The sequence below is a fragment of the Streptomyces griseoluteus genome (genome assembly GCF_004784465.1).
Classification (GTDB): Bacteria; Actinomycetota; Actinomycetes; order Streptomycetales; family Streptomycetaceae; genus Streptomyces; species Streptomyces griseoluteus.
On record NZ_SRRU01000001.1, the window covers coordinates 20751 to 37864 of the forward strand.

Sequence of the window (17114 nt, forward strand, 5' to 3'; positions counted from 1 at the left end):
ACCCGTGCCGCCACGGAAGAAGAAGACGGCTGAACCCCAGGACATGAAGAAGGTGCTATGGGCGGCGGCGGACAAGCTGCGCGGCAGTCTGGACGCCGCCGGGTACAAGCACTTCGTCCTGGGCCTGGTCTTCCTCAAGTACGTCTCCGCCGCCATGGCCGAGAAGCGGGCCCAGTTGGAGGCCGAACTGCGCGAGGAGGGCGGCTGGAGTGAGGAGGACATCCTCGCCACCCTCGAAGAGCGCCGCGAGTACACCGGCTCCGGCATCTTCTACGTGCCGCCGGCCGCCCGCTGGGAGAGCGTGCTGGAGCGGGCGAAGGGCACGGTCGAGGGCGAGAGCGTCGGCGAGACCATCGACGCGGCCATGCGCGCCATCGAGAAGTTCAACCCGGCGCTGAACCGGACCCTGCCGAAGATCTACAACAGCGGCCAGGTGGACGAGGAACGCCTCGCCGGCCTGGTGAAGCTGCTGGACCGGCTGGTCTTCCAGGAGCAGCTGGGCGAGGACGGCAGGCGCAAGGGCGCGCGGGACATCATGGGCGAGGTCTACGAGTACTTCCTCGCCGAGTTCGCCCTGAAGGAGGGCCGCAAGGGCGGCGAGTACTTCACCCCCGAGAGCGTGGTGAAGCTCCTGGTCGAGGTGCTGGAACCGAAGCAGGGGGAGCGGGTCTACGACCCGGCGTGCGGCTCGGGCGGCATGTTCGTCCAGGCGGAGAAGTTCATCGAGACGCACGGCGGCAACCCGCTGAACGTCGCCGTCTACGGCCAGGAACTCAACCAGACCACCTGGCAGCTGGCCCATATGAACCTGGCGATCCACGGGGTCGAGGCCAAGCTGGGCGACGAGCCCGCCGACACGTTCCGCAACGACCAGCACCCGGAGCTGAAGGCGGACGTGGTCATGGCCAACCCGCCCTTCAACATCTCCGACTGGGGCGGGGAACTGCTCGGTATGGACAAGCGGTGGGTGTACGGCACCCCGCCGGTCGGCAACGCGAACTACGCCTGGCTCCAGCACATGATCAGCAAGCTGGCCCCGGGCGGCCGTGCGGGCGTCGTCCTTGCGAACGGCTCGATGAGCAGCAAGCAGTCCGGCGAGGGCGACATCCGCCGCGCGATCGTCGAGGCCGACGTGGTGGCGTGCATGATCGCCCTGCCGGGCCAGCTGTTCCGGTCCACTCAGATCCCGGCCTGTCTGTGGTTCCTGGCGGAGGGCAAGGGGCGGCACTCGGCTTGGGCCCCCGGGCGCAAGGGCGAAGTGCTGTTCATCGACGCGCGTGAGTTCGGCGAGATGGAGAACCGCACGCTGAGGAAGCTGACGGAGACGGAGATCGTCCACCGCATCGGTGACACGGTGCGTGCGTGGCGGGGCGTGGAGGGGGCCGGCCCTTACGAGGACGTGCCGGGCTTCTACGTGAGCGCTTCGCTGGATGTCATCGCCGAGCACGACTTCGTGCTGACGCCGGGGCGGTACGTGGGTACGGCTGAGGCGGAAGTGGACCCGGACGCGGAGCCGGTGGCGGAGAAGATCGCCCGCCTGACGGCTCTGCTGCGGGAGCAGTTCGCGGAGTCGGAGCGGTTGGCGAAGGTTGTGGATGAGCAGATGGGAAGGTTGACGTGAACGGCTGGTGCAAGCGCGAGCTTGGTGATTTGTGCGAGCGGATCACAGTTGGACATGTTGGTTCAATGGCCTCTCGATATGTGACAGCGGGAGTCCCGTTTCTCCGATCGCAGAACGTCAAGGCCGGTCGTCTGGACCTGTCTGCGCTGAAATACATCGATCAAGAATTTCATGCCCAGTTGTCCAAGTCCAGGCTCGATGCTGGTGACCTGGTCATTGTGCGTACGGGTGAGCCGGGCACGGCGGCCGTTGTTCCGAAGGGAATTGGCCCGCTGAACTGTGCGGATCTTGTCATCGCCAAACCAAGGCGTGATGTATCTGCTGAGTTTCTTAGCTATGCCATCAATGAGACTGCTCAGGAATTCGTGAGAGCGCATACAGTCGGGGCTGTACAGCAGCATTTCAATGTCACCTCTGCGAAGAAGCTCGTTTTGCACGTGCCGCCCATGGCTGAGCAGCGGGCCATCGTCGAAGTGCTCGGCGCCCTGGACGACAAGATCGCGCTCAACGAGCGGATCCGCGAGACGACTCTAGGCCTTGCTCGTGCCTGCTACGAGGAATCCGGGGCCGGCGGTGAGCCGGAGTTTATCCGTGACCTTGCTGAACTCTTCGACGGTCCGCACGCCACTCCGCAAAAGACGGAGACCGGCCCATGGTTCCTCAGTATCAGCAGTCTTAAGAACGGCTATCTCGACCTATCCGAGTCGGCACATCTTTCGGAGGAGGACTTTCCCCGCTGGACGCGGCGCGTGCACCCGCAAGCCGGAGATGTTCTCTTCTCCTACGAGACGAGGCTCGGTGATGCAGCGCTTATGCCGTCCGGAATTCGCGGCAGCCTCGGGCGTCGGATGGCATTGCTGCGCAGCAAGTCCGCTACTATCAGCGGCTCCCTGCTGCTGCACGCGTATCTCAACCCGGCATTCCAAGAGGAGATCAAGCGGAGGACCGTCCACGGCGCTACGGTCGATCGACTGCCACTCAAGGAGATGCCTGGCTGGCGCATTTCGCTACCTGCTCAAGGAGAGCGAGAGCGACTGTCCGCAAAGTTCGACGCGCTGCACGCCTCCGTAACACAGGGCGCCAACGAGAACCGCACCCTCGCCGACCTCCGAGACACCCTCCTCCCTCAACTGCTTTCCGGCCAGCTGCGCGTCAAGGACGCCATCCGTACCGTCGAGGAGGTCGTATGACCGCAGGTGCCGAGCCGCCGATAGACCGGCTGACCGAGAAGGAGCTGGAGTCGCATGCGCTCGAACTGCTCGCCGAGTACGGATGGCAGCACATTTCGGGGCCGGAGCTCGGTCCCGCCTACGGCGTGCGGGCGGACTGGGACGATCTGGTCCTCCGCCCGCGCCTGCTCAAGGCCATCCGGGGCCGCTACCCGCGCCTGCCCGACCACGTGGCCGACGACGCTCTCACCGAACTGCTGCGCTGGCACACCCGGAACGACCTCCGCGAGAACCACCGGTTCTACGAGCGCCTGACCGGCGGCGTCCGTATCCCTTACGACGACCCCGCCACCGGCGAGAAGCGCCACGCCACCATTCGCCCCGTCGACTTCGCCGACCCGCACGGCAACGACCTCGTCGCCGCCTCCCAGGTACGGGTGCGCAGTACCAAGAACCGGACCTTCGTCTTCGACATCGTCCTGTACGTCAACGGCCTGCCCCTCGCCGTCGTAGAGCTGAAGAAGGCCGACAGCAACGACAGCGCCCGTACCGCGTACGACCAGCTCCAGGGCTACCGGCGTGAGCTGAAAGAGACCGGCGCCTTCCACACGCTCCTCCTCACCCTCGTCTCCGACGGCATCACCGCCCGCATGGGCACCCCCTTCACGCCCTGGCAGCACATGGCCCCCTGGCACGCCGACGAGCATGACGTGATGCTCCGCAAGGACGAGCGCCAGGACGGCCGTGCGTTGGAGCGGATGATCTACGGCGCGTTCGAGCCCAACCGCTTCCTGGACCTGATCGCGAACTTCCTGTCCTACTCCGCTCCGGAGTCCGGCGCCGTCGACACGGTCAAGCTCGCCAAAGCCCACCAGTACATCGCCGTGAACGCCGCCGTAAGGGCCACCGAGTCCGCCGTGGCCACCGACGGTCGTGCCGGCGTTGTCTGGCACACGCAGGGTGCCGGCAAGAGCGAGGAGATGCTGTTCTATGTCGGCAAGGCGGCCCGCACTCCCGAGCTGTCCAACCCGACCTTCGTTCTTCTCACCGACCGCATCGACCTGGACACCCAGCTCTACGAAACCTTCGCCACCAGCCGCACCCTGGGGAAGATCACCGGGCCTCCGGAGAAGGCCGTGGACGCGGGCCAGTTGCGGCAACTGCTCCAGCGGCAGGAAGGCGGCGGCGGAGTCGTCTTCACCACGTTGCAGAAGTTCCGCCTCACTGAGGAGGAGCGGGCAGCCGGGGTCCGGCATCCGCTGATCTCTCCGCGCCGCGACGTGATCGTCGTCGTAGACGAGGCGCACCGCAGTCACTACGACTTCATCGACGGCTACGCCCGCAACCTGCGTGACGCCCTGCCCAACGCCACCTTCATCGCGTTCACCGGCACGCCCATCGAGAACCGCGTCGGCAGCACTCGGGGTGTCTTCGGCGAGGACATCCACACCTACGACCTCACCCAGGCCGTGGACGACGGAGCGACCGTCCCCGTCTTCTACGAGCCGCACCTGGTCCGGGTACGCCTGCCCGCGGACGTCGACCTCGACGACCTGGACGCACGCGCCGAGGGGTTGATAGAGGGGCTGTCGGAAGAGGAGAAACGTAAGGCCCGCCGGGAGTTCGGGAAGTACGAGAACCTGATCGGCGCCCAGGATCGGATCAGGGAACTCGCCGGAAAGGTGCTCGCCCACTGGGACGCGCGCAGCAGCGAGATGGTCAAGCTCACCGGTTACCGGGGCAAGGGGATGATCGTTTGCGCGTCCCGGGTCATCGCGGCTCGGCTCTTCGAGGAGATCACCCGCCAGCGGCGTGACTGGGAGGGTGAGCGAGACCCGAAGTCCCAGTTGCTGACGGACGACAGCGGCCGGATCAGGGTGGTGTTCACCGGCAATCCGGCCAAGGACGACGAGGAGGTCGCCGACTACGTCCGCACCCCCGCCCAGCTCAAGAAGATCCAGCAGCGGGTGACCGACGCGGACGATGAACTGGAACTCGTCATCGTCCAGTCCTTGTGGCTGACCGGCTTCGACGCTCCGCCGCTGCACACCCTCTACCTCGACAAGCGCATGCGAGGCGCGGCCCTCATGCAGGCCATCGCCCGAGTGAACCGCACCTGGCCCGGCAAGCCGTCCGGTCTGGTAGTCGATTTTCAGGGCGTGATCCGGGAGATCAAGGAGGCTCTGGCCGAGTACTCCGAGCAGGACCAGAAGCATCCGATGCTCGGCGCGGACCTCGACGGGGCTGTCAAACTCGTACGGGAGAGTCACCAGCACATCGACGCCCTCCTCGCGGGCTGCGCCTGGCGGAGCATCCGCGACGCGGGCGGACCCGGCGCCTACCGGGAAGCCCTGACGGAGGCGCTGGAGTTCCTGATCACGCCGGAACCAGGGCTGGAGCCCGGCAAGGCCACCCGTAGGCAGCGGTTCATGCACCACGCCAAGCTGCTGCAGCAGGCGTTCTCCCTCTGCCCGACCGACCGGCGGGTGCAGGACCTGCTCCCCGACATCCGCTTCTTCGAGGCCGTACGCACTTCGCGCGAGAAGTACGCCATGGACGAGCGGGAGGAACAGGGCATCGCCACTGCCGCCGACGTACGCCTGCTGATAGCCCAGTTCAACGAGTCCGCCGTCGCCGCCGACGGCGTGGTGGACATCTACGACGCGGCCGGCCTGACCAAGCCCGACCTGTCCCACCTGGACGACCGGGTGCTGCGCGACCTCCAGGCCAGCAAGCACCCCAACCTCGCCATCGCGGCACTGCGGCGCGCGCTGATGAAGGAGATCAAGGACGCCCACCCCAACAACCTGACCCGCCAGCACACCTTTACCGAGAAGATGCAGCGCGCCATGAACCGGTACACCAACGGCCTGCTGACGGCCGCCGAGTTTATGAAGTTCCTGGTGGAACTGGCGCGGGAGGTGTCGGCCGACCGCGGCAGGGCGAAGAAGCTCGGCCTGAGCGAGGACGAACTCGCCTTCTATGACGCCCTCGCCGCCGACCCTTCCGTGCTGGAAGAAATGGAAGACAGCGTCCTCGCCAAGATCGCTCATGAGCTTTACGAGCAGATCCGGAATGATGTCACGGTCGACTGGAAGGTGAAGGAGCAGGCCCGGGATCGGATCATGGCCCGAGTGCTGCGTCTGCTGCGCAAGCACGGCTATCCGCCGGGCAAGCGGCCTGCGGCGATCGAGCGGGTGCTGAAGCAGGCCGAGGAGATGGCGGAAGGCCTGGCCTGATCAGCAGAAGTGTGCCCTCGCAGCCGCGGTGGCGGATGCGAGGGCACCTTCGCTCGTGTGTCAGCGCCCGGAAGCGTACGGCAGGAAGGTCGCCCAGGCGGTGGGGGTGAGGGCGAGGCGGGGGCCCTCCGGGTTCTTGGAGTCGCGGATGAGGATGTGCTCCGGGTCGGGGGCGGCCACCTCGATGCAGTCGGGCCCATCAGGCGTGCTGTAGCTGCTCTTTATCCACTCCAGCTTCATGTCTCTCCAAGCACTTTCTCGATGAAGGCCAATGACTCCCGAGGGGTGAGAGCCTGTGCGCGGATGATCCCATAGCGGATGTCCAGCACCTGGACCTCTTTCGGGTCGGTGATCACGCGGCTGACGAGTTGGACCTCGTTGTGTCCGGCAGTGCTGCCGTCCCGCAGCCGTAGCAGCCTGAACGAACCCGCCAGACCGGCGTTGTCCTCCCGGTCCAAGGGCAGGACCTGCAAGTCGACGTTCCTGAACCGACCGGCGTCCAGCAGGTGTTCGAGCTGCCTTCGCATGACCATCCTGCCACCGACAGGGCGCCGCAGCGTCGACTCACATTGGACGAAGCTGAAGACTCGCAGGGGCACTTCCGTGAGGATGTCCTGGCGCGCCAGGCGGGCGGCAACCTGCTGTTCCAGCTCCTCCTCGGTGAACGGAGGCCGTCGGGTGGCCATCGAGGCGCGCACGTACTCCTCCGTCTGCAACAGCCCATGGATCACGGAGTTGTTGTACGCGCACAACTCGACCGCATCCGCCTCCAGTTTCTTCAGATCCCGCACCTTCTTCGGGTACCGGACCTCCGCCACGTCCTGCTTGAGCGCGGCGATCTTCCCGCCCGCCCCCAACACCTCGTCGGCCCCCTCCAGGTACTCCGGCCGGGGAATGCGGCGCCCTCTCTCCACGGAGGAGACCAGTTCCTCTCCGTACCCGATGGCCGCGCCGAACTCCGCCTGTGTGAGGCCGGCCGCCTCCCGCCACAGCTTCAACTGGCGGCCGGCCGCCCGGATCACCGCCCCGGCCTCGTCGTCCTCCAGCTCCGAGTCCCAATCCCTCACGCTCGCCATCCCTTCGTGCACTCCTTGTGCCCAACAGGGCGTTTTCACAAGGTACGCAGGGGTGAATACGCTGTGTGACGTGATTTGGTGAAATCGCCTCAGTCGTCGGCCCACCGGTGCCAGGGAGTCCGTAGGGCGGTCGGGTGGGAGCCGGGGCCGCGGGACGTAAAAAGACCAAAGAACCCGGGGAAAGAACCTACCTACCAAGCCAAACTCCGAGTCGATCACTCGGCCGGGTGAAATGGGGTGAACCGGCTGGCGTGGCGCAGCCGTTGGGGTGCACTCTCACCACGAGGCGTTGACGCGCCTTGACAAACCCACACATGCATCGGCCCCCGCCGGGACGGCAATCCCAGTGCGAGGGCCTGACCAACGAGGAAGAAGCAGCTTCCCCATGGCTGAGAAGAAGCCTAACTCCGTCCCGCGCCGGATTCATGAGGTTCGGCGGACCGACACCCCGTCCGGTGTCACCCACGTACGGGCCCACCAGCCGGACCGGTTCACGGTCGTCGGAAACCACCTGGCCCAGCACCCAATGTTGTCGCTGACCGCCATCGGCCTCGCCGCGCACATCCTGTCGCTGCCGGAGGGCGCCCCCGTGGACATCCGCAGCCTTGCCGAGCGCTTTCCCGAGGGGCGCGACCGAATCGCCTTCGCCCTGCGCGAGCTGGAGACGCACGGGTACCTCCGGCGGGTGCGGGAGCGTACGGAGAGCGGGCGGATCGCCACCCGCACCTACGCTCACCACCTTCCGGTCCACGTACCCGCCGTACCCGGTCCTGCCGCGGCGCCCCGAGCCCGCAGGCCGGTGTCCCGGCCCTCGCGGGACGCCCAGACCCCGCCGCAGGAGGAGGACCGGGGCGCGGGCCGGGCGGAACCGGCGCCCACCGGGATGACTGCTGTCCCCTCGGCGACGCCGGCACCCGAGGCTCCCGTCGTGGCGGTCTCGCCGCCCCCTTCCCCCGCACGGGCGGACCAGCCCGACCCACCCCCCGCCGAGGCCACACCACACCCCCGCGACGACAGGGCCGTCGCGCTTCTCGCAGGCCTGCGCCGCTGCGACGACCGGCTCACCCTGTCCCGCAGGGACGTGTACCGGCTCGCGCCCGCCGTCACCGCCTGGTTCGACGTCGGTGCGACCGCCGCCACCGTCATCCACACCTTGACGGCGGGTCTGCCGACGGCCCTGGAGAGTCCGGCGGCGCTGATCGCCTACCGCCTGCGCAATCAGATCCCGCTGCCCCTGCCCGAGCCCACCGTGCTGCCTGCCCGTCCCGCGACCGCACCCCATCCCATGCGGAACTGTGACGGCTGCGACCGCGGATTCCGCGCACCGGAACCCGGGCGTTGCCGCGATTGCCGGGCCGCTCCCGCGACGATGTACGCGGCCTGAAGCCGCCCCAGGGGCCGACTGTGCGTCGGTAAAGGCATGGGAGGAGCGGGCGTAGCGTAGACGGCATGTCGAAGTACGGTTCCTTTCCCGGTGCGCGGCCGCGGCGGCTGCGGACCTCGCCCGTCATGCGTCGGATGGTCGCGGAGACGCGGCTGCATCCGGCCGACTTCATCCTTCCGGCGTTCGTCCGGGAGGGCGTGAGCGAGCCGGTGCCGATCGCCGCGATGCCCGGTGTCGTGCAGCACACCCGCGACAGCCTGAAGAAGGCCGCGCTGGAGGCCGCCGAGGCGGGCGTCTCCGGGATCATGCTCTTCGGGGTGCCGGAGGAGTCGAAGAAGGACGGGCTCGGCACGCCGGGCACCGACCCCGACGGCATCCTTCAGGTCGCCCTGCGCGACGTGCGCGCCGAGGTCGGCGACGACCTGCTGGTCATGGCCGACCTGTGCCTGGACGAGTTCACCGACCACGGCCACTGCGGGGTGCTGGACGCCGAGGGCCGCGTCGACAACGACGCCACCCTGGAGCGGTACGCCGAGATGGCGCAGGTCCAGGCCGACGCGGGCGCCCATGTGGTGGGCCCGAGCGGCATGATGGACGGCCAGATCGGGGTCGTCCGGGACGCGCTGGACCAGATCGGCCGGGAGGACGTGGCGGTCCTCGCGTACACCGCGAAGTACGCCTCCGCCTTCTTCGGGCCCTTCCGCGAAGCGGTCGGCTCCTCCCTGCAGGGCGACCGCAAGACCTACCAGCAGGACCCGGCGAACCTGCGCGAGTCGCTGCGCGAGCTGGAGCTGGACCTCGCCGAGGGCGCGGACATGGTCATGGTCAAGCCGGCCGGGCCCTACCTGGACATCCTGGCGCGGGTCGCCGACGCGGTGGACGTGCCGGTCGCCGCGTACCAGGTCTCCGGCGAGTACTCGATGATCGAGGCCGCCGCCGAGAAGGGCTGGATCGACCGCGACCGGGCCATCCTGGAGTCCCTGACGGGGATCAAGCGGGCCGGGGCGCGGAACATCCTCACCTACTGGGCCACCGAGGTGGCGCGGAAGCTGCGCTAGCGGGTCGCCGGTCACCGCGCCCGATGCGGCGCGGTGACCGGGGCCGGCTACTTCGCCCCGTCACCCTCGGAGGTGCGCGGACCCTGGATCTCCAGGCGGCCATTGTGCTGCTCGGGGTGGTCCGACGGCTGGGCGGCGCCGTTCTGGCCGCTGAGGTTGTTGCGGACCGAGTCCAGGATCGTCAGGCCCTGGGCGACCAGCCCGGCCGCTATCTCGCCGAGGCCGTCCGCGCCGTTCAGGACGTTGACGTTGGCCCCCTTGAGGCCGCCCGCGGCCTCCTTCACGATCTGCGGGAGCTGGTCGATCAGCATCCGGTCCAGGGCGACCCGGTCGTGCGAGGCCGCCGCCTCGGCCTGGATCTTCATCCGCTCGGCGTCCGCGATGGCGAGCACCCGGACCCGCTCCGCCTCCGCCTCCGCGGGCTTCACGATCTCCGCGACCAACTCCTGCTGACGCAGCTTCGCCTTGCGCAGCGCCAGTTCGGTCTGCGCGGCCAGCACCTCCTGCTGCGCGTGCGCCTGCGCCAGCGGACCGGCCTGGGCGGCCTCGGCCTGAGCGCGGTCCACCTGCGCCGAGTACTCGGCCTGCACCACCGCGGTCTGCCGGGCGTACTCCGCCTGCTTGCGGGCCGCGACCTGCTCCGCCTCGGCGGCGGCCTGGTTGGCCTGGGCCTGGGCGATCTGGGCCTGGCGCCGGATGGCCGCCTTGTGCGGGGCGGACATCGCGTCGATGTAACCGGTGTTGCCGTCGTCGATCGACTGGATCTGGAGCGAGTCCACGATCAGGCCGATCTTCGCCATCTCCGTCTTCGAGGTGTCCAGCACCTCGGCGGCGAGCTTCTGCCGCTCGGTGACGATCTCCTCGACCGTCATGGAGCCGATGATCGCGCGCAGGTGGCCCGCGAAGATCCGCCCGGTCAGCACCGACATCTGCTCCTGGTCGGAGAGGAAGCGCTGGCCTGCGTTGATGATGCTCTCCGGGTCGTTGCCGACCTTGAACGCGATCACGGCGCGGACGTGCAGGGCGATGCCCTGCTTGGTCACACAGGTCTCGGTGACCTCGGCCTCGCACATCGACAGCGTGAGGAAGCGGACCTTGCGGAACACGGGGAGCACGAACTTCCCGTGCCCCGTCACCACCCGGAACGGCGCGCCCCCCAGTCCCCGCCTGCCACCCGAGATCAGCATCGCCTCGTCGGGAGCGGGAACGCGGTAACCGAACATACTGCTCGTCTCCTCAGTCGACGCCGGCGGACATCCCGCCCAGCGTGTCCAATGGATCGCCCCACGCGATGACATCGACCTCACGCAGCCCCCGTGACTCGATCACGAGTACGGTCGCCCCGCGCGGCAGCGGCTCCTGCGACCAGGCGAGGAAGGTCTCGGAGCCGCCTCTGACCCGCACCAGGATCTCGCCGGGACCGGCGGAGCCACGCGTGCCGATGAGCAGTTCCCCCGTGCAGCCGATCACGGCTTCGTCCTGTGCCATCGCCCGGCTGCCTCCCGTCGTTTCTGGTCCTCCGGTCCGACGATAGACCCGCTGTTGACGGGCGTACACCAAGGTTTTCTCTGGCTTTTGAAGGGCCGCCGGGCATGCGAATCGGCCCGGTCCGCACAGGGCGGGCCGGGCCGATCCGGGTCGTACGGGTCAGAGCTTCCCGGGCGTCCGGATGCCCAGCAGCGCCATGCCCTCGTGCAGGGTGCGCGCGGTCAGGTCGACCAGGAACAGGCGGTTCTCCACCTGGGCGGGGGAGTCGGCCTTCAGCACCGGGCACTGGTCGTAGAACGACGTCAGCAGCGAGGCGAGCTGGTAGAGGTAGGCGGCCATCTTGTGCGGCTCCCGGGCCGCGGCCACCTCCAGGACCGTCTCCGCGAACTGGTCCAGGTGCAGGCCCAGCGCGCGCTCCGCCGGGGCCAGCGCCAGCTCCGGGTGGGCGGCGGGGCGGGCCTCGCCGGCCTTGCGGAGGATGGACTGGATACGGGCGTACGCGTACTGGAGGTACACCGAGGTGTCGCCGTTGAGCGAGACCATCTGGTCCAGGTCGAACTTGTAGTCCCGCACGGCCGAGGTGGAGAGGTCGGCGTACTTCACGGCGCCGACGCCGACGTACCGGCCGTTCTCGACGATCTCGTCCTCGGTCAGGCCCACCTTCCCGGCCTTCTCCCGGACCACCGCGGTGGCCCGCTCGACGGCCTCGTCCAGCAGGTTCTCCAGCTTGACCGTCTCGCCCTCACGGGTCTTGAACGGCTTGCCGTCCTTGCCGAGGACGGTGCCGAAGGCCAGCTGGACGGCGGTCACGTCGTCGTTCAGCCAGCCCGCGCGGCGCGCGGTCTCGAAGACCATCCGGAAGTGCAGGGCCTGCCGGGCGTCCACCACGTACAGCAGGGTGGACGCCTTGAGGTTGAAGACGCGGTCGCGGATCGCGGAGAGGTCGGTGGCCGCGTACCCGTAGCCGCCGTCGGACTTCTGGACGATCAGCGGGACCGGGTTGCCCTCCGGGCCCTTGATGTCGTCGAAGAACACGCACAGCGCGCCCTCGGAGCGGACCGCGACGCCGGACTCCTCCAGCAGGCGGCAGGTCTCCGCGAGCATGTCGTTGTACCCGGACTCGCCGACGATGTCGGGGTCGCGGACCTCCATGTCCAGCTTGTCGAAGACGGAGAAGAAGTAGATCTTCGACTCGTCCACGAACTTCTGCCAGATGGCGAGGGTCTTCGGGTCGCCCGCCTGGAGGTCGACCACCCGGCGCCGGGCACGGGTCTTGAACTCCTCGTCGGAGTCGAACAGCCTGCGCGCGGTCTTGTAGAGGCGGTCCAGGTTGGACATCGCCTCCTCGCCGGACACCTCGGACTCCTTGTGGTCCAGCTCGTGCGGGTGCTCGTCCAGGTACTGGATGAGCATGCCGAACTGGGTGCCCCAGTCGCCGATGTGGTGCCGGCGGACCACGTTCTCCCCGGTGAACTCCAGCAGCCGCACCATCGCGTCGCCGATGACCGCCGAGCGCAGGTGGCCGACGTGCATCTCCTTGGCCACGTTCGGCTGCGCGTAGTCGATCACCGTGGTGCCGGGGTGCGCGGCGTACGGCACGCCGAGGCGGCCGGTGTCGTCCGTGTACCGGGCGGCCAGGTTCTCGGTGATCGCCCTGTCCGCGACGGTGATGTTGAGGAAGCCGGGGCCGGAGACCTCGACGTCCGCGATCACCTCGCCGGTGACGATGCCGGAGACGACCCGGGTCGCCAGCTCACGCGGGTTGGCCTTGGCCTTCTTGGCGAGCGCGAGGATGCCGTTGGCCTGGTAGTCGGCCCGGTCACTTCGTCGCAGCAGCGGGTCCGCGTCCGCGGCCTCCGGCAGGGCGGCCGAGAGGGCGGAGGCGAGATGCTGCTGGACGGAGTCGCTGAGGGACGTGACCGAGGCCATAGGTAAGGGTGCCGTTCTCCTCGTGGGAATGGATGGTCCCGGCCAGTATCCCACGGGGGGTAAAGGCGTTTTTTCGCGCGCGGGAGTGTCTGGGATTATGGGAGGAGGCCGGCGGAGGACAACCGCCGGACCGACACCCCGAACTGAAGGAGCACCGATCGTGGCTCAGAGCCCCGACACCGCCGACTGGGTCTCCCGTTTCGCGGACGACGTCATCCAGGAGTCGGAGCGTCGGGCTCCGGGCAAACCGGTCGTCGTCGCCTCCGGGCTCTCCCCGTCCGGCCCGATCCACCTGGGCAACCTGCGCGAGGTGATGACCCCGCACCTGGTCGCCGACGAGATCCGGCGACGCGGGTACCAGGTCAGGCACCTGATCTCCTGGGACGACTACGACCGCTACCGCAAGGTCCCGGCCGGGATCGCGGGCGTCGACGAGTCCTGGGCCGAGCACATCGGCAAGCCGCTGACCTCGGTCCCGGCGCCGGCGGGTTCCGCGTACCCGAACTGGGCCGAGCACTTCAAGGCCGCCATGGTCGAGGCGCTCGCCGAGCTGGGTGTGGAGTTCGACGGGATCAGCCAGACCGCGCAGTACACCTCGGGCGTCTACCGCGAGCAGATCCTGCACGCGATGAAGCACCGCGGTGACATCGACGCGATCCTCGCCCAGTACCGCACCAAGAAGGCGCCGGGCAAGAAGCCGCAGCAGAAGGCGGTCGACGAGGCCGAGCTGGAGGCCGAGGAGGGTTCCGGCGCGGCCGCCGAGGACGACGGCAGCTCCGGCTCCGCGGGGTACTTCCCGTACAAGCCGTACTGCGGCGAGTGCGGCAAGGACCTCACCACCGTCACCTCCTACGACGACGACACCACCGAGCTGGCCTACACCTGCGCCGCCTGCGGCTTCGGCGAGACGGTCCGGCTCAGCGAGTTCAACCGGGGCAAGCTGGTCTGGAAGGTCGACTGGCCGATGCGCTGGGCCTACGAGGGCGTCATCTTCGAGCCCTCCGGCGTCGACCACTCCTCGCCGGGCTCCTCCTTCCAGGTCGGCGGCCAGATCGTCGGGATCTTCGAGGGCGAGCAGCCCATCGGCCCGATGTACGCCTTCGTCGGCATCTCCGGCATGGCCAAGATGTCGTCCTCGCGCGGCGGTGTGCCCACCCCGGCCGACGCGCTGAAGATCATGGAACCGCAGCTCCTGCGCTGGCTGTACGCCCGCCGCCGCCCCAACCAGTCCTTCAAGATCGCCTTCGACCAGGAGATCCAGCGCCTCTACGACGAGTGGGACAAGCTCGCCGGCAAGGTCGCCGAGGGCTCCGCGCTCCCCGGTGACGTCGCCGCGTACACCCGCGCGGTGGGCACCGCCGCCGGTGAGCTGCCGAAGACCGCGCACCCGCTGCCGTACCGTACGCTGGCCTCGGTCGCGGACATCACCGCCGGACACCAGGACCAGGCGCTGCGCATCCTGTCCGAGCTGGACCCGGCCAACCCGATCACCGACCTCGCCGACGCCCGCCCCCGGTACGACAAGGCCGAGGCGTGGATCAACACCTACGTCCCCGCCGACCAGCGCACCGTCGTGCGCGAGGAGCCGGACGCCGAGCTGCTGAAGTCGCTGGACGACGAGGCCCGCCAGTCGCTGCGCCTGCTGCTCGACGGGCTGGCGGACAACTGGTCGCTGGACGGCCTGACCCACCTCGTCTACGGCGTCCCGAAGGTACGCGCCGGCTTCTCCGCCGACGCCACGCCCAAGGAGCTGCCGCCGGAGATCAAGACGGCCCAGCGGACGTTCTTCGCCCTGCTGTACCACCTGCTCGTCGGCCGGGACACCGGCCCGCGCCTGCCCACGCTGCTGCTGGCGGTCGGTCAGGAGCGGGTGCGGGCCCTGCTCGGGGAGTAGGCCGCGCATACGAGGAGGGGGCGCCCGGTGTCATCACCGGGCGCCCCCTCTTTCGCGTGTCACGCGATGTGGTCCTCCTCCAGCTCCGCCATGTGGCGCTGCTGGAAGCGCTCCACCAGGGCCTTCAGCCGGCCGGAGTCCGGTGAACTGCCGTAGGTGGCCTGGATGTTGTCGCCGAGCACCAGCGGGGTCGGGTAACTGCCGTCTATCGACCGGCGGAAGACCTGGTACAGGTCCTCCTCGTCCGGCTCCGCCGGCCCTCCGCCCTCGCCCAGCTCGCGGGTGCGATGGGGGCCGACGGGTATCGGGAAGCTGCCGGTCTCCTCCGGGGAGGGCTGCTGGAACCGCTCCGGGGGCTGCTCCTCGTACCAGTCCCCGTACTGCTCCTCGGGGAAGTACTGGGGGTCCGGGCCGGGGTCGAAGGCCGGGTCGTAGCCGCCGTGGTAGTCGATGTCACGCGGGGGTGTGTGGAACCACGGGCTGCTCTCGTCCTCGGCCTCCGGGGGCGGTCCGGCGGGCGTCGGCCCGGCCGCGGGCGCCTGCGCGGGCGCGGCCTGGAGCGCGGCCTGGGCCGGCTGGGGGAGTCCGGGTGCCGGTTCCGGTGCCGGGGGCAGCAGGACGGGCTCGATGCCCGCCGCCGCGAGGCCCGCCGGGGCGGTCTCCGCGAGCGGGACGCCGTAGCGGGCCAGGCGCAGCGGCATCAGGGACTCCACCGGGGCCTTGCGGCGCCAGGCGCGGCCGAAGCGGGAGCGCAGCCGGGCCTGGTAGACGAGACGTTCCTGCTCCAGCTTGATGACCTGCTCGTAGGAGCGCAGCTCCCACAGCTTCATCCGCCGCCACAGCAGGAAGGTGGGCAGCGGGGAGAGCATCCAGCGGGTGAGGCGGACGCCCTCCATGTGCTTGTCGGCGGTGATGTCCGCGATCCGGCCGACCGCGTGCCGGGCCGCCTCCACGGAGACCACGAACAGGATCGGGATCACCGCGTGCATGCCGGTGCCCAGCGGGTCGGGCCAGGCGGCGGCGCCGTTGAAGGCGATCGTCGCGGCCGTGAGCAGCCAGGCCGTCTGACGCAGCATCGGGAAGGGGATGCGCATCCAGGTCAGCAGCAGGTCGAGGGCGAGCAGTACGCAGATGCCCGCGTCGATGCCGACCGGGAACACGTACGAGAAGTTCCCGAAGCCCTTCCGCAGGGCCAGCTCCCGGACCGCCGCGTACGAACCGGCGAAGCCGATACCGGCGATGACCAGCGCGCCGGTGACGACCACGCCGATCAGAACGCGGTGCATCCGAGTCAACTGCATTGGCGCGGCCACTCGTACTCCCTCCCTTGCGTGTTGTTGCGCGCAACAGAGTGGCACAGGTGTGCGCCGAACGTGGTGCCGGTCAGCCCTTCTTGGGGGCGGCGGAGGACGCCGAGCCCTTGGGGGAGGGGGACTTGGAGGTGCCCTTGGAGGGGTCGGCCGAGGGGGAACTGCCCTCCGCGGAACGGCCGTTGGCACTGGCCACCGCCGTGACCGCCTCCTTGGCCGCCTTCTTGGCGTCCGCCGTCAGGTCGTCCGCGTCCGGGGTCTTGTCGCCCGCGAGACCGGCGCCGTTGTAGTCGAGGGTGATCACGACGTTCTCCACGCGCGCGACCACCGTCTGCTGCTTGAAGGCGCCTTCCTTCTTCTTCAGGTCGTAGTGCACCGCGGTCGCCTCGTCGCCGGTGTTGCCGAGCGCCTCCGACTTGGTGTTCTTCGCGCCCGAGGCGGCCTTGGCGTCCTGGACCTGGCGCGTGTAGTACGCGTGCGCCTGGTCGTTGCCGCTGCCGCGCGAGGTGTCGGAGTCGAAGCGGAGCAGGGAGACGTTCAGCCAGCGGAACTGCGAGCCCTTGACGCCGTTGTTGTCCAGGCTGGTCCAGGAGCAGGAGGACCGGTTCGCGGTGTCGTCGCCCGATCCCTTCTTGCCGTCCGTGTCCGCCTCCGGGACCAGGTCGCCCAGCGTCTTCCTGGGCAGCACCTTGCACGGCTCGGGCAGCTTGCGGAACACCGACGCCTGCACGGTCGGGGAGGGCTTCGCCGAGGGCTGCCCGGAGCCGCTGCCGGCCGACGGCTTGGCGGAGGCACCCGCCTTGCCCGGGGCATCGCCGGAGTCCGAGGAACAGGCCGCGGTGATCAGTACCGCGGGAACGGCTGCCGCGCACACCAGGGCACGGCTCAGACGCGTGGCACGCGGTCCACGCTGGGCACGGTCGTCTCGCTGGGCTGCTCGCTGCAT

At 68.9% G+C, this 17114-nt stretch carries 13 protein-coding genes; 6 read left to right on the top strand and 7 right to left on the bottom strand.

All coding sequences use genetic code 11. From position 1 onward, the window contains the following. Nucleotides 1-4: 4 nt before the first annotated feature. From E5082_RS00110 to E5082_RS00120, 3 genes are read left to right on the top strand one after another with little or no spacing between them, the layout of a single operon-like run. Nucleotides 5-1621: a class I SAM-dependent DNA methyltransferase gene (locus tag E5082_RS00110; protein ID WP_135789284.1), complete on the top strand. Its 1617-nt coding sequence runs from the start codon at nucleotides 5-7 to the stop codon at nucleotides 1619-1621. Then, on the top strand, nucleotides 1618-2811 hold the full coding sequence (locus tag E5082_RS00115) for a restriction endonuclease subunit S (RefSeq protein ID WP_135789285.1): 1194 nt from the start codon (nucleotides 1618-1620) through the stop codon (nucleotides 2809-2811). Before E5082_RS00110 ends, E5082_RS00115 begins: the two co-directional genes overlap by 4 nt. Then, the gene (locus E5082_RS00120; protein WP_190045422.1) at nucleotides 2808-6029 is read left to right on the top strand and encodes a type I restriction endonuclease subunit R; all 3222 of its coding nucleotides are present in this window, start codon (nucleotides 2808-2810) and stop codon (nucleotides 6027-6029) included. The genes E5082_RS00115 and E5082_RS00120 overlap by 4 nt, the downstream gene beginning before the upstream one ends. Before the next feature lie 60 nt (nucleotides 6030-6089). Here the strand turns inward: E5082_RS00120 and E5082_RS00125 are convergent, their stop codons facing one another. Both E5082_RS00125 and E5082_RS00130 read right to left on the bottom strand, forming a co-directional pair. After that, nucleotides 6090-6269 carry a DUF397 domain-containing protein gene (locus E5082_RS00125; protein ID WP_135789286.1) on the bottom strand — a complete coding sequence of 60 codons (180 nt, stop codon included), beginning with the start codon at nucleotides 6267-6269 and terminating at the stop codon, nucleotides 6090-6092. Continuing rightward, on the bottom strand, nucleotides 6266-7105 hold the full coding sequence (locus E5082_RS00130; RefSeq protein WP_135789287.1) for a helix-turn-helix domain-containing protein: 840 nt from the start codon (nucleotides 7103-7105) through the stop codon (nucleotides 6266-6268). The genes E5082_RS00125 and E5082_RS00130 overlap by 4 nt, the downstream gene beginning before the upstream one ends. Before the next feature lie 385 nt (nucleotides 7106-7490). Between E5082_RS00130 and E5082_RS00135 the strand changes: the two genes are divergently transcribed. Together E5082_RS00135 and hemB are read left to right on the top strand one after the other, a co-directional pair. After that, nucleotides 7491-8489 carry a helix-turn-helix domain-containing protein gene (locus E5082_RS00135; protein WP_135789288.1) on the top strand — a complete coding sequence of 333 codons (999 nt, stop codon included), beginning with the start codon at nucleotides 7491-7493 and terminating at the stop codon, nucleotides 8487-8489. 65 nt (nucleotides 8490-8554) lie between these two features. Beyond that, a complete protein-coding gene (gene hemB / locus E5082_RS00140) occupies nucleotides 8555-9547 on the top strand; it encodes a porphobilinogen synthase (protein WP_135789289.1) in 993 nt (330 codons plus the stop codon). A 47-nt stretch (nucleotides 9548-9594) separates the two neighbouring features. Here the strand turns inward: hemB and E5082_RS00145 are convergent, their stop codons facing one another. The 3 genes from E5082_RS00145 to argS form a co-directional block, all read right to left on the bottom strand. Then, on the bottom strand, nucleotides 9595-10770 hold the full coding sequence (locus tag E5082_RS00145) for a flotillin family protein (RefSeq protein ID WP_135789290.1): 1176 nt from the start codon (nucleotides 10768-10770) through the stop codon (nucleotides 9595-9597). Nucleotides 10771-10783: 13 nt separating this feature from the next. Continuing rightward, complete coding sequence (locus E5082_RS00150) at nucleotides 10784-11035, bottom strand: hypothetical protein (protein WP_135789291.1); 252 nt, start codon at nucleotides 11033-11035, stop codon at nucleotides 10784-10786. Between the two features lie 159 nt (nucleotides 11036-11194). After that, nucleotides 11195-12964, bottom strand: a complete 1770-nt coding sequence (argS, locus tag E5082_RS00155) for an arginine--tRNA ligase (RefSeq protein ID WP_135789292.1) — start codon at nucleotides 12962-12964, stop codon at nucleotides 11195-11197. A gap of 97 nt (nucleotides 12965-13061) precedes the next feature. On the opposite strand from argS, the gene lysS reads away from it, so the two are divergent. Then, nucleotides 13062-14858 carry a lysine--tRNA ligase gene (gene lysS, locus E5082_RS00160; protein ID WP_135789293.1) on the top strand — a complete coding sequence of 599 codons (1797 nt, stop codon included), beginning with the start codon at nucleotides 13062-13064 and terminating at the stop codon, nucleotides 14856-14858. A gap of 59 nt (nucleotides 14859-14917) precedes the next feature. Here the strand turns inward: lysS and E5082_RS00165 are convergent, their stop codons facing one another. Then, nucleotides 14918-16144, bottom strand: a complete 1227-nt coding sequence (locus E5082_RS00165; RefSeq protein ID WP_135789294.1) for a DUF2637 domain-containing protein — start codon at nucleotides 16142-16144, stop codon at nucleotides 14918-14920. A 97-nt stretch (nucleotides 16145-16241) separates the two neighbouring features. Continuing rightward, nucleotides 16242-17114 carry a DUF3558 domain-containing protein gene (locus E5082_RS00170; protein ID WP_190045421.1) on the bottom strand — a complete coding sequence of 291 codons (873 nt, stop codon included), beginning with the start codon at nucleotides 17112-17114 and terminating at the stop codon, nucleotides 16242-16244.